At 70.9% G+C, this 12,906-nt stretch carries 12 protein-coding genes and 1 pseudogene; 7 read left to right on the forward strand and 6 right to left on the reverse strand.

From position 1 onward, the window contains the following. Positions 1-55 precede the first annotated feature (55 nt). Positions 56-1,597, forward strand: a complete 1,542-nt coding sequence (locus tag ISO16_RS01650; protein WP_072635134.1) for a serine/threonine-protein kinase — start codon at positions 56-58, stop codon at positions 1,595-1,597. Between the two features lie 117 nt (positions 1,598-1,714). Here the strand turns inward: ISO16_RS01650 and ISO16_RS01655 are convergent. Beyond that, positions 1,715-2,217 (reverse strand): annotated as a pseudogene (locus tag ISO16_RS01655) (DUF427 domain-containing protein). A 160-nt stretch (positions 2,218-2,377) separates the two neighbouring features. On the opposite strand from ISO16_RS01655, the gene ISO16_RS01660 reads away from it, so the two are divergent. The 4 genes from ISO16_RS01660 (at position 2,378) to recX (ending at position 5,603) form a co-directional block, all read left to right on the forward strand. Continuing rightward, a complete protein-coding gene (locus ISO16_RS01660; protein ID WP_044476646.1) occupies positions 2,378-3,532 on the forward strand; it encodes a glycosyltransferase in 1,155 nt (384 codons plus the stop codon). Between the two features lie 63 nt (positions 3,533-3,595). Further along, complete coding sequence (locus ISO16_RS01665; protein WP_029543347.1) at positions 3,596-3,790, forward strand: DUF3046 domain-containing protein; 195 nt, start codon at positions 3,596-3,598, stop codon at positions 3,788-3,790. A gap of 185 nt (positions 3,791-3,975) precedes the next feature. Continuing rightward, positions 3,976-5,016 carry a recombinase RecA gene (gene recA / locus ISO16_RS01670; RefSeq protein WP_006948259.1) on the forward strand — a complete coding sequence of 347 codons (1,041 nt, stop codon included), beginning with the start codon at positions 3,976-3,978 and terminating at the stop codon, positions 5,014-5,016. Between the two features lie 8 nt (positions 5,017-5,024). Then, positions 5,025-5,603 (forward strand): recombination regulator RecX, encoded by a 579-nt coding sequence (gene recX / locus ISO16_RS01675; protein ID WP_006948258.1) that lies wholly within the window; start codon positions 5,025-5,027, stop codon positions 5,601-5,603. 4 nt (positions 5,604-5,607) lie between these two features. Here recX and ISO16_RS01680 read toward each other — a convergent pair whose 3' ends face one another. From ISO16_RS01680 to ISO16_RS01695, 4 genes are all read right to left on the reverse strand, one after another. Beyond that, positions 5,608-6,537 (reverse strand): amino acid ABC transporter permease, encoded by a 930-nt coding sequence (locus tag ISO16_RS01680; RefSeq protein WP_006948256.1) that lies wholly within the window; start codon positions 6,535-6,537, stop codon positions 5,608-5,610. Further along, a complete protein-coding gene (locus tag ISO16_RS01685) occupies positions 6,534-7,214 on the reverse strand; it encodes an amino acid ABC transporter permease (protein WP_006948253.1) in 681 nt (226 codons plus the stop codon). The genes ISO16_RS01680 and ISO16_RS01685 overlap by 4 nt, the downstream gene beginning before the upstream one ends. 82 nt (positions 7,215-7,296) lie before the next feature. Next, the gene (locus ISO16_RS01690; RefSeq protein WP_006948252.1) at positions 7,297-8,130 is read right to left on the reverse strand and encodes a glutamate ABC transporter substrate-binding protein; all 834 of its coding nucleotides are present in this window, start codon (positions 8,128-8,130) and stop codon (positions 7,297-7,299) included. A gap of 59 nt (positions 8,131-8,189) precedes the next feature. Continuing rightward, positions 8,190-8,918, reverse strand: a complete 729-nt coding sequence (locus tag ISO16_RS01695) for an amino acid ABC transporter ATP-binding protein (protein ID WP_083662503.1) — start codon at positions 8,916-8,918, stop codon at positions 8,190-8,192. A gap of 260 nt (positions 8,919-9,178) precedes the next feature. Here ISO16_RS01695 and miaB point away from each other — a divergent pair, with 260 nt between their 5' ends. Continuing rightward, complete coding sequence (miaB, locus tag ISO16_RS01700) at positions 9,179-10,729, forward strand: tRNA (N6-isopentenyl adenosine(37)-C2)-methylthiotransferase MiaB (protein ID WP_072635136.1); 1,551 nt, start codon at positions 9,179-9,181, stop codon at positions 10,727-10,729. Then, positions 10,726-11,334, forward strand: a complete 609-nt coding sequence (locus ISO16_RS01705; protein ID WP_006948249.1) for an Rv2732c family membrane protein — start codon at positions 10,726-10,728, stop codon at positions 11,332-11,334. Before miaB ends, ISO16_RS01705 begins: the two co-directional genes overlap by 4 nt. A gap of 74 nt (positions 11,335-11,408) precedes the next feature. On the opposite strand, the gene ISO16_RS01710 is transcribed toward ISO16_RS01705, so the two are convergent. Next, the gene (locus ISO16_RS01710) at positions 11,409-12,767 is read right to left on the reverse strand and encodes a DUF349 domain-containing protein (protein WP_072635137.1); all 1,359 of its coding nucleotides are present in this window, start codon (positions 12,765-12,767) and stop codon (positions 11,409-11,411) included. Positions 12,768-12,906: the final 139 nt, after the last annotated feature.

The following is a 12,906-nucleotide window of genomic DNA, read 5'->3' on the forward strand; positions in this document are numbered from 1 at the left end:
CACGTGCGCGATATTCTGAGACGGCTGTCGGGCGGGCGCCGCGACGGACTCGGGAGTGGACGACATCGTGGGAGAACTGCAGACCGGCTCCGTGTTCGCCGGGTACCGTATCGAACGCCGCCTCGGCACGGGAGGGATGGGCAGCGTCTACCTGGCGCGGCATCCGAACCTGCCGCGTTTCATCGCGCTGAAGCTGCTCGACCCGTCGGCGACCGCGAACCCGGGAAACCGCAGCCGGTTCCTCCGGGAGGCCGACCACGTCGCGCGGCTCGAACATCCCAACATCGTCACCGTGTACGACCGCGGCAATGTCGGCGACCAGTTGTGGATTGCGATGCAGTACGTGGACGGCACCGACGCGGTGGGTGCACTGCGCAGGGGACCGATGCCTCCGGGGCGCGCCGTGCACATCGTGTCCGAGACCGCCCGCGCGCTCGATTACGCGCATGCACACGGGATACTGCACCGCGACGTCAAGCCCGCGAACATCCTGCTCACGCCGAGCGGGGCGAGCGAACCCGAGCGCGTCCTGCTCGCGGACTTCGGGATCGCGAAGAGCCTCGACAGCACGGCGGTCACCGAGACCGGCATGCTCGTCGCCAGCCTGCAGTACGCGTCCCCCGAACAGATCGAGGGGCGGCCCCTCGGCCCCCGGACCGACGTCTACGCCCTCGGGTGCACGCTCTATCAGCTGCTCACGACGCGGCCACCGTATCCGGGGTCCGAGCCGGCCCATCTGGTCCACGCGCATCTGCATCTGCCCCCGCCGCGCCCCACCGCGGCGCGGCCGGACCTGCCGTCCGCGTTCGACGATGTGATCGCCCGCGCGATGGCCAAGCGCCCCGAGGACCGCTTCCCCACGTGCGGTGCGCTGGCCGCGGCCGCGCGTGCCGCTCTCACCGAGCCGGTCACCGAGCCCGTCACCGCGCCGACCCGGGCGGTCACCGCCGCTGAACCCGCCCCCGTGTCCGCCGGTCCGACCGCCCCGCCCGGACACCCGACGTCGCGTTCCCGTCGGCCGCTGCTCGTGCTGCTGGGCGCCGCGGTCGTGGGCCTCGCGCTCGTCGGATCGCTGACGTGGATCCTGCCCGGCCGCGGCGAGGCGCCGGAGCCGGATGTGCGGGCCGACACCTCGGCCACCGGGCAGATCGACAGCCCCGGTCCGGTGGTGCCGCCCCCCGCGACGGTCACGGCGGAGGTCACCGACCTCCCCACCACTTCGTCCGCACCGACGACCACGGCCCCGCCGCAGAGCCGCCCGGACCGCATCCCGGTCGCGCAGGCGGACACCCGGGGCTTCGACGACGACATCGGGCCGCGCTGCAACTCGACCGACGAGGCCGTCGCGGTGGCGCGCACGTCGGAGTCGCGGGTCCTGGTGTGCCGCAACGACTTCGATCGCCTCTACTACAAGGGCCTGCGGCTCAGCGACGGTGCCGACATCGAACTGGCCGACGCCGCCCCGGCCGCCGCCGGATTCACCGTCGTGGCCGGACCTGTTCGCTACACGTTCGACGAGGACGAACTGCTGATCATCGACAACGGAACGGTCACCACCCGCGAGCAGGTGCTCCAGTTCTGGTCGGCGTATCCGTGACCGCCGGCGCCGCGGAACGGCCACGGCGTGGGACTGTTGCCGCCGATCTCCGCGCCAATCGGTGGCCGGCCCCGGATTCGGGCCCGTCGCCGCGGCCGTGCCCGCCCCTCCCTGCGATCACCAGTAGCGACTGCCGGGCCCGCCTTTGAAGGGGCCGACCACCCGATCGGTGATCCAGCCGCCGTAGAAGCCCCCCGCCTGGGGACGCACCCGCTCGCCGTCGACGAAACAGCCGTCCATCGGACCCGGCATGACTGCCACATGCCCGACGAGTGCCTCGTATCCGGCAACCGGCCGGGGATAGTGCCACGCCGCACGCTCGGCGACGTGTCCGCCTGCCACGACGTCGAAATAGTCGGCCCGTCCCTTCCACTCGCACACCGTGCTCCCGGGAACCGGCCGCAGGACCCCCTCGGCGAAGCATGTCCGGGGCAGGTAGTAGGTCGGCGGGTGGCTCGTCTCCAGCAGCCGCAACAGGGTGCGGGTGCGCGCGACGAGTTGCCCGCCGAACCACACCTCGACCAGCTCGTCGCTCCGTCGGACCACGGGCGGCCGTGGGTAGTCCACACCGACTCCTGCCCCGGACCGACGGGGTCCGGCACCGGATGGCCGCTCCTCACGGGACACCTGCCGACATCGTCATGCTTCCAGGCTCGCACGTACGACGCGGTGGGCACAGCCCGGGCGAGCCCCACCGCCGAGGCGCTGCAGCGGCGGCCGGTACTCCCGGCGTCGCCTCCACAACCGGGCAGCGCGGAGCGGGTGTGGCAGTCTGAGCCGATGCGAGTGGCGGTGGTGGCCGGGCCCGACGCCGGGCATGCGATCCCGGCGATAGCCCTGAGCCTGCGTCTGGCCGAGGCGGGCGACGAGCCCGTCCTCTTCACCGGCGAGCGGTGGCTCGGCCTCGACCTGGACGGGGTGACGCTCGCGCCGCTCGCCGGGCTGGCCCCGCGTCCGGAGGACGACGATGCCGATGCCGGTGCCCGCATCCATGCCCGCGCCGCCCACATCGCGTCCGAGATGCTGCCCGGGCTCAGCGCCTTGCTGCCCGACCTCGTCGTCTCCGACGTGCTCACCGCGGGCGGCGGCATGGCCGCCGAACGCCTCGGTATCCCCTGGGTGGAGCTGTCGCCCCATCCGCTGTATCTGCCCTCGCGGGGGCTGCCCCCCATCGGCAGCGGTCTCGCCGCAGGCACCGGGCTGCGCGGGCGCGCGCGGGACACGGTGCTGCGCGCGGCGACCGCCCGGTCGATCCGGCAGGGGGAACGCGAACGGTCCGCGGCGCGCGTCGGGATCGGCCTGGCCGCCCGGGATCCGGGGCCGGCGGCCCGGCTCGTCGCCACCCTGCCCGCCCTCGAGGTCCCGCGACCGGACTGGCCCGCCGGGGCGCACGTCGTCGGGCCGCTGCTGTGGGAGCCCACCGGCGACGTCCTGGCGCCGCCCTCCGGCGACGGACCGCTGGTGATGGTGGCCCCGTCCACCGCGGCTACCGGCGTGCCCGGCCTGCTCGACGCCGTGTGCACGGGCCTCGGCGGATCCGGGATGCGGATCGTCGTCGCGATGCTCGAGCCGCCCGAGCGGGACTGGCCGGACGGCGTCGTGGCCGGGCACGGCCGGCAGGACCTGCTGCTCGAGCAGGCCGACGTGGTGGTGTGCGGCGGCGGCCACGGGATGCTCGCCAAGGCCCTGCGCGCCGGGGTGCCCGCGGTAGTGGTGCCCGGCGGCGGCGACCAGTGGGAGCTGGCCAATCGGGCCGCCCGGCAGGGCAGCGCGGTGGTCGTGCGGCCACTCGACTCCGACGCGCTGCGGGCGGCCGTGGACACCGTGCTGACCGAGCCGCGCTTCACGCGCGCGGCCCGCCTGGCCGCCGCGACGGCAACGCAGGTCGAGGACCCGGTGACCGTCTGCCGCAGCGTCGTGGCGCCGATGCGGTGACGTGCCCCGCGTCCGCTCCACCGGCCGCTGTCGGGGGTCCGGGAAGCGACTACCGTGGCGCAGGTGCGACTGACGGAATTTCACGAGTGTGTCCGCAACGAGTTCGGGCAGCTGCGCGGCGACGCCCTGCTACGTGACCACGTGCTGCTCTCGCTCGGCGGGCGGACCGCCGCCGCGGCCATCGAGGCCGGCCGGGAACCCCGTGAGGTGTGGCGGGCCCTGTGCGAGGAGTTCGACGTCCCGCCCGCGCGCCGGTGAAACCGCCGCGCCCGTTCCGTTCGAACAGTTGTTCGCCTATGCTGGTCCGCGGGTGGTGAAGAAGTAGTCCACAGGCGTCCGATTCATCCACAGATCCGGCCGCTCGCCGGTCGGGACGGCGAACTTGTCGGTGCCGGACTCTAACGTCATCGGCAAGCAAGACGAGACTCGAAAAGGGGACCACGATGGCACCACAGGCACACGATCGCGACAAGGCGCTCGAGCTGGCGCTCGCGCAGATCGACAAGAGCTTCGGCAAGGGCTCGGTGATGCGCCTGGGGGAGGAGTCCCGCCAGCCCATCGCCGTGATCCCGACGGGCTCGATCGCGCTCGACGTCGCGCTCGGCATCGGCGGCCTCCCGCGCGGCCGGGTCGTCGAGATCTACGGCCCGGAATCCTCCGGTAAGACGACGGTCGCGCTGCACGCCGTGGCCAACGCCCAGGCCGCCGGCGGCATCGCCGCCTTCATCGACGCCGAGCACGCGCTCGATCCCGAGTACGCGCGCAAGCTCGGTGTCGACACCGACGCCCTGCTCGTGTCGCAGCCGGATACCGGTGAGCAGGCGCTCGAGATCGCGGACATGCTGATCCGTTCCGGCGCGCTCGACATCATCGTGGTCGACTCGGTGGCGGCCCTGGTGCCGCGCGCCGAGATCGAGGGCGAGATGGGTGACAGCCACGTCGGCCTGCAGGCCCGCCTGATGAGCCAGGCGCTGCGCAAGATGACCGGTGCGCTCAACAACTCGGGCACCACCGCGATCTTCATCAACCAGCTGCGCGAGAAGATCGGTGTGATGTTCGGCTCGCCCGAAACGACCACCGGCGGCAAGGCTTTGAAGTTCTACGCCTCGGTGCGCCTGGACGTGCGCCGTATCGAGACCCTCAAGGACGGCTCCGACGCGGTGGGCAACCGCACCCGCGTCAAGGTCGTCAAGAACAAGGTGTCGCCGCCCTTCAAGCAGGCCGAGTTCGACATCCTCTACGGCCACGGCATCAGCAAGGAGGGCTCGCTCATCGACATGGGGGTCGAGCAGGGCTTCATCCGCAAGTCCGGCTCCTGGTACACCTACGAGGGCGACCAGCTCGGTCAGGGCAAGGAGAACGCCCGCAAGTTCCTGCTGGAGAACACCGACGTCCGGGACGAGATCGAGAAGAAGATCAAGGAGAAGCTCGGCATCGGGGCGGACGTCACCGCCGAGCCCGCCGACGAGCCCGCCGACTTCTGAGTCGAGCGTTGGGCAGCGACTCCCGTCGCGGTGACCGGCGCGGCGGCGACCTGCCCGGCGGCGGAACGGAGGCACAGGCCAAGGACCTGTGCCTCCGTCTGCTGACCGACCGGGCTCGCAGCCGCGCCGAACTCGCCGCGAAACTCGAACAGAAGGGCTTCGCCGCGGACGTCGCCGAGCGGACCCTCGACCGGCTCACCGAGGTGGGTCTCGTCGACGACGCCGAGTTCGCCCAGCAGTGGGTGCGCTCCCGTCATCGGCATGCCGGCCGGGGCAAACGTGCTCTGGCAATGGAACTGCGCCGCAAGGGGATCGGGCAGCACGAGGCGGCTGAGGCGCTGGAGCAGATCGACGGCGACGACGAACGCGCCCGCGCCGCCGAACTGGTGCGCAAGAAGCTGCGCACCCAGCCCCCGCTGCCCACGGAGGGGGATCGGCGCGAGATCGCCGCGGAACGGGACAAGGTGGTGCGACGGCTGGTCGGCATGCTCGCCCGCCGTGGTTACCCGCAGGGCGTGGCCTTCGACGTGGTCCGCGGCGAACTCGCCGGGCTCGATCCCGAGCCCGGCGACGTCGCCACCGACTGACGGGTTACCGGCGCTTGTCGTGATCGCTGGTGATGTCCACCCCCGGGACGGTCATGCCGGAAAGCACGTTGTCGGGGGCGTTCTCGTCGGCCTCCGGCATCGCGGCACGGTTCTTGCGTCCGGTCCGCAGACGCCGCTCGAGCCGCGTCGCGACGACCGTCAACGCGCCGTTGAGCACGATCATGATCGCGGCCACCACGAGCAGCGACGGCAGGTAGTTGCCGAAGAACGCGCCGAGCTGCTGACCGGCGCGCACGACTTCGACGTACCCGATGAGATAGCCGAGCGCGGAGTCCTTCAGGGCCACCACCATCTGCGAGACGATCGCCGGCAACATCGCCGTGACGGCCTGTGGCAACAGGATCAGACGCATGATCTGGCCCTTGCGCATGCCCAGCGCCGCGGCGGCCTCGGTCTGCCCGCGGGGCAGCGACCGGATGCCGGCGCGGACGATCTCGGCGATCACCGAGCCGTTGTAGAGGGTCAGGCCGGTGACCACCGCCGCCAGCGCCAGGTACTTCGACCGGAAGACCTGGTATTCGGCGAACAGCTGGTAGGCGAAGATCATCAGGATCAGTACCGGGATGGCCCGGAACAGTTCGACGATGAAGCCGCACACCGCGCGCACGGGCCGGTGATCGGAGAGCCGGCCGATGCCCAGCGCGGCCCCGAGGATCAGGGCGAGCACGATGGATACCGCGGCCGCGATGAGGGTGCCCCGGATGCCGGGGATCAGATACGTGGTCCACGAGCTCGATTCCAGGAACGGCTCCCACTTCGCGGTGGTGAGCTGCCCCTTGTCGTCGAGAGCCCGGTAGACGAAATAGCCGACGGCGACGAGCAGCACGGCCACCGCCGCCGAGGCGACGTGGTAGATCGTTCGCGCCCGGGGACCGGGGGCGTCGTAGAGGACGGTTGCGCGGCCGGTGCTCACCGGGACACCTCGAATCGCGTGCTCAGCCAGCCGAACAGCAGGCCCGTGGGCAGGGTCAGGATCACGAAGCCGAGGGCGAAGATGCCGCCGATGACGAAGATCTGCGCCTCGTTCTCGATCATGGTCTTCATCAGCAGGGAGGCCTCCGAGACGCCGATGACGGACGCGATCGTCGAATTCTTGGTCAGGGCGATCAGCACGCTGCCGAGGGGTGCGATCACCGCGCGGAACGCCTGCGGCAGCACGATCAGGCGCAGATTCTGGCCGAAGGTCAACCCGAGGGAGCGGCCCGCCTCGGCCTGCCCGACGTTGACGGTGTTGATGCCCGAGCGCAGCGACTCGCAGACGAACGCTGCGGTATAGACGCTCAGGCCCAGCACCGCGAGCCGGAAGTTGTTGTCCACCAGGAACGTCGGCGACGACTGGGGGGCAAGGCTGATGCCCAGCGTCTGTGACAGGCCGAACAGGCAGAAGATGATGATCAGCGTCAGGGGGGTGTTGCGGAAGATCCCCACGTACACGGTGCCGACCGCCCGTGCCACCGGCACCGGGGACACGCGCATGCCGGCGAGGATCGTTCCGAGGATCAGCGCGCCGATCGCCGAGAACACCGTCAACTGCACGGTGGTCCAGAAGGCGTCGATCAACTGATCGCCGTACTTGCTCAACAGATCCACAGGTCAACTCCACCGATCGGGGACTGGGATCCGGCCGGCCCGTGACGAGTCGTCGAACGGGCCGGCCGGACGACGGGGATGGTCAGTAGCGGTCGACCTGCGGCGGTTCCGGCAGGGGGTATCCGGACGGGCCGACAGTGGATTCGAGGGCGGCCTGCCAGGCCCCGCTCGAGATCATCTCTTCGATCGCGTCGTTGATCTGGTTGCGGGACTCGGTGTCGCCCTTGGCCAGACCGATACCGTAGCGCTCCTCCGTGAACGGCTCGCCCACGACCTTCAACTGGCCCGGGTACTGGGCCGCGTAACCGGCGAGAATGATGTCGTCGGTGGTCACGGCGTCGACCGCACCGTTGCGCAGCGCCTCGACGCAGGCGGAGTAGGTGTCGAACTCCTGCAGCTGCACGTCCTGCGCGTAGGTGTCCTTGACCTTCTGTGCGGGGGTGGAGCCGGCCACCGAGCACAGCCGCTTGCCGCCGTTGAGCGACTCCGGTCCGGTGATGTCGGTGTTGTCGGCACGCACGAGCAGCGACTGGCCGGCGACGAAGTACGGCCCGGCGAAGTCGACCTTCTCCTTGCGCGTGTCGGTGATCGAGTAGGTGGCGACGATGTAGTCCACCTCACCGTTCTCGATGAGGGTCTCGCGCTGCGGGGACGGGGCTTCCTTGAACTCGATGTTCTCCGGCGCCACTCCCAGCTGCTGCCCGACGTACTTCGCGACCTCGACGTCGAACCCGCTGAAGGTACCGTCGGGGTTGCGCAACCCGAGCCCGGGCTGGTCGAACTTGATGCCGACGACGAGGGAGCCGCTCTCGGCGGACTGCGACACGCTGCGCTGCTCGTCTCCGCCACACGCGGTGGCGAGCACGGCGACGGCGATCGCGCCGATGCCCAGGCGAACCGAGCGGGTGATTCTCATCGAGTACCTCCGTGTTGTGGGTGATGCCGCCCCGGTTCCGGTGCGGCAGCGACGCCGGATCAGTGACTGAGGATCTTGCCGAGGAAGTCCTGGGCGCGGGCGGACTTGGGTGCGGTGAAGAACGTGTCGGGGTCGGTGTCCTCGATGATCTGCCCGTCCGCCATGAACAGCACGCGGTTGCCGGCCTTGCGGGCGAAGCCCATCTCGTGGGTGACGACGAGCATCGTCATGCCCTCCCGGGCCAGCGACGTCATGACGTCGAGCACCTCCTGGACCATCTCGGGGTCCAGCGCCGAGGTCGGCTCGTCGAACAGCATGACCTTCGGGTTCATCGCCAGTGCCCGCGCGATCGCGACGCGCTGCTGCTGGCCGCCCGAGAGCTGCGCGGGATACTTGTCCGCCTGATTGGCGATGCCGACGCGGTCGAGAAGTTGCAGCGCCTGCTCCTTGGCCTCGGTCCTGCCCTTGCGACGGACCTTTACCGGGGCGAGCATGACGTTCTCGAGGATGGTCTTGTGCGCGAACAGGTTGAACGACTGGAACACCATTCCCACGTCGGCTCGCAGCGCCGCGAGCGCCTTACCTTCTGCGGGAAGCAGCTTGCCGTCCACCCGGATCTCGCCCGAGTCGATCGGCTCGAGCCGGTTGATGGTCCGGCACAGGGTGGACTTGCCGGACCCGGACGGCCCCACCACGATCACGACCTGACCCGCCGATACTTCGAGGTTGATGTCCTGCAGCACGTGCAGGGCTCCGAAGTGCTTCTCCACCGCCGACATCGAGATCATCGGGGGTGCGCCGCCTGCCGAGCCGGAGGGCTTCTCGAATTCGACCGCCGCTGGTGTCATGGACAGAACCCTATGCTGCCCGCGCCGCCGTGCCGCAATTTTCGCAAGCCGAGTTCGGACTGCGTAATGGAAAATTTACGGTCGGCCCCGAAAGGCCGGTTCCGGTTCGCCCCGCCGGGTCGCGCGATGGACTAGGTTGTCTCTCTCGGCCCACTTCAGGAGCGGTCCGGCCCCGTGAGCTAGGCTGGGACGTGTCATCGATGGACCATGAACCCCCCAGCGCCCCGGCCGCCCTCGACGCGACCGCCGAGGTCGGCGCCCGCACCTACGAGGTGCGCACCTATGGCTGCCAGATGAACGTGCACGACTCGGAGCGCCTGTCCGGGCTGCTCGAGGACTCCGGGTTCACCAAGGCAGGGCCGGGTGCGCCCGCCGATCTCGTGGTCTTCAACACCTGCGCGGTGCGGGAGAATGCCGACAACAAGCTCTACGGCAACCTGAGCCATCTGCGGCCCGTCAAGGACGCCAACCCGAACATGCAGATCGCCGTCGGTGGGTGCCTTGCCCAGAAGGACCGCGAGGTCGTCGTGAAGAAGGCGCCGTGGGTCGACGTCGTGTTCGGGACGCACAACATCGGCAACCTGCCGGCGCTGCTCGATCGTGCCCGGCACAACCGCCGCGCCGAGGTCGAGATCCTCGAATCGCTCGAGGCGTTCCCCTCGACCCTGCCCGCCCGGCGCGAGTCCAGCTACGCCGGCTGGGTGTCGATCTCCGTGGGCTGCAACAACACCTGCACCTTCTGCATCGTGCCGTCGCTGCGTGGCAAGGAGGTGGACCGCCGGCCCGATGACATCCTCGCCGAGGTCCGCGCGCTCGTCGACGAGGGCGTCCTCGAGGTGACCCTGCTCGGGCAGAACGTCAACTCCTACGGCCGCTCCTTTGCCGATCCGGAGCAGCCCCGCGACCGCGGCGCGTTCGCCGCGCTGCTGCGCGCCTGCGGCGGTATCGAGGGTCTCGAACGGGTCCGCTTCACCTCCCCGCACCCCGCGGAGTTCACCGACGACGTCATCGAGGCGATGGCGCAGACCCCGAACGTGTGCCCGCAGCTGCATATGCCGCTGCAGTCCGGCTCGGACCGCGTCCTGCGCGCGATGCGCCGCTCGTACCGCAAGGAGCGGTTCCTCGGGATCATCGAGAAGGTGCGCGCGGCCATGCCGCACGCGGCGATCACCACCGATATCATCGTCGGGTTCCCCGGCGAGACCGAGGAGGATTTCCAGGAGACCCTCGACGTCGTCGAGAAGGCCCGGTTCACCAGCGCCTTCACCTTCCAGTACTCCAGGCGACCCGGCACGCCGGCCGCGGAGATGGACGGCCAGGTGCCCAAGGCGGTGGTGCAGGAACGGTACGAACGGCTCATCGCGCTGCAGGAGCGGATCACCCTCGAGGAGAACCTCGCGCTCGTCGGCAGGGAGGTCGAGTTGCTCGTCGCCGCGGGGGAGGGCCGCAAGGACTCCGAGACCGCCCGGATGAGCGGCCGCGCCCGTGACGGCCGGCTCGTGCACTTCCGGCCCGAGGGCAACATCGACCGTGCGGTTCGCCCGGGCGACGTCGTCACGATCGTGATCAGCGAGGCCGCCCCGCACCATCTGGTCGCGGACACCCAGATCCTGACTCATCGGCGCACCCGCGCCGGCGACCGGTTCGAGCAGGGCCGCACCCCCAAGACGCCCCCCATCGGGGTGGGGCTCGGTCTCCCGCAGATCGGTGTGCCCGAGCCACTTCCGGCACAGACGGGATGTGACGCATGACCGCGAGCGGCCCCGACGAGGGCAGGACGCCCGGCGACGACGCCGGGGACGACGGAAGGGATCCGATGGACGAAGTCCGCGCCGACCTCGAGGCAGCCGAACGCAAGATCGCCGGCGAGATCGACCCCGGAGCCCGCGCGCTCGTCGTCGCGGTCGCGGTGCTCGTGCTGCTCGGCTCGTTCAGCCTGCCCCATGCCGGGGCGGCCAACGGGTGGGAGGTGCTGTCCTTCGCCCCCGACGCGACCGCCGAGTCCATCGCGCTGCCCTCCCGCATCTTCGTGTGGCTCGCTCTGGTGTTCGGCGCGATCTTCTCCATCCTGGCGCTCGTCACCCGCCGGTGGGTGCTGGCGTGGCTGGCGCTGGCCGGCTCCGCGGTGTCGATCGTGTTCGGCATGCTCTCGATCTGGTCGAGGCAGACCCTGCCGGTCGGCGACCCGGGCGCGGGACCGGGCATCGGCCTGATCCTGGGCTGGATCACCGTCATGGTGCTCACCTTCCACTGGGCGAAGGTGGTGTGGACGCGCACCGCGCTTCAGCTCGCCGCCGAGGAGGAACTCCGCAACGCGGCCGCCCAGCAGGAGAACAAGGGCCTGCTCGACGACTGACCGCCCGGGACCGGACGAACGACGGTGCCCCCGGCTCGAACGAGCCGGGGGCATCGTCGTGTCCGGAGGGGCGCTCAGCGCTCCCCGACGGCTCCTTCCGCGGCGTCGGCCCATTCCCGCCACTGCTGCGCCTGCGCGAGCGCACTCTCGGCGTCCTTCGGGCGGCCCGCGGCGGTGGCCTTGGCGGCCTGCTCCTCGAACTGGCGCACGCGCTCCCGGAACTGGGCGGCACGGGCGAGCGCCTCCGGGTCGGTGCGCCGCCATTCGGACTCGGCAGCCTCGCGGACCCGCTTCTCGATCGCCCGCAGACGGCTCTCGAGGTCGTGCATCCGCTCCCGCGGGACCTTGCCGATCTCCTCCCACCTGTCCTGCAGCTCGCGCAGCCGGGCCCGGGCGGCGTCGATGTCCGCCGCCGGATCGATCGACGCCGCCGACTGCAGCAGCGCCTCCTTCGCCTGCGCGTTCTCCTCGAACTCCGCGTCCCGCTCCGAGGCGGCCGCGTTGCGGGCGGCGAAGAACACGTCCTGGGCGCCCTTGAACCGCTTCCACAGCTGATCGTCGGCCTCGCGCGGCGCCCGACCGGCCGCCTTCCACTCGGCGAGAAGTTCCCGGAACGCGGCCGCCGTCGCACCCCAGTCGGTCGAGTCCTGCAGTTCCTCGGCCTGCGCCACGAGATCCTCCTTGCGGGCCCGGGCGGCGGCGCGCTCGCGGTCCAGTTCGGCGAAGTGCGCGCCGCGCCGGCGGTTGAACGCCTCGCGGGCCTTCGAATAGCGCCGCCACAGGGCGTCGTCGACCTTACGGTCCACGCCGCGGATCGTCTTCCACTCCTCGAGGATCTCCCGCAACCGGTCGCCGGCAGCCTTCCACTGGGTCGACTCGGCGCCGATCTGCTCGGCCTCGGCCGCGAGGGCCTCCTTGCGGGCGGTGGCCGCCGCCCGCTGGTGCTCCTTCTCCTGTTTTGCGGCGACCGCCGCCTTCTCCGAGTCCGCGACGATCGCCGCGAGCCGCTCGGCGAGGGTGTCGAGGTCACCGATCACGGCGGCGGTGGGCAAGGACTCCGCGAGCGCCTGGGCCGCCGCCCGGGTCTTCTTCGCGTCCCCGGTGCCCGAGCTCAGCCGCGACTCGAGGATCGCCACCTCGGTCGCGAGGTCGTCGTACCGGCGGCCGAAGTGGGCAAGCCCCTCGGCGGCGTCGCCCGCCTGCCAGGACCCGATGCACCGCTCGCCCTCGGCGGTCTTCACCCACGCCGTGCCGTCCTCGTCGACGCGGCCCCACCGGCTCGGATCGCTGGCCGGGACCGTGGGCTGCGGATGGGGATGGGCGGCCGGGTGCGGCTTGGGTGCCGACGACTCGGGGGCCGGCCGCTGCCGACCCGGTTTGGGAGCGCCCGGCTTCGGAGCGCGGGATTCCTGCGTTGCGTTCGGGTCGGTCATCGGTCCTCATCTCTGCCGCGCGGCACGGCTGCCTGGTCGCACTGGTTCGCGTGGTCGGGCCGCGGAGGTCGCTCCGAGACCACGCCCGCCCACTATTGAAACAGGTCGCACGGCCGGGAGGCGGCGGGTCGGGTCGACT

Origin of the sequence: Rhodococcus sp. M8 (assembly GCF_015654185.1) — a bacterium.
Taxonomy (GTDB): domain Bacteria; phylum Actinomycetota; class Actinomycetes; order Mycobacteriales; family Mycobacteriaceae; genus Rhodococcus; species Rhodococcus aetherivorans.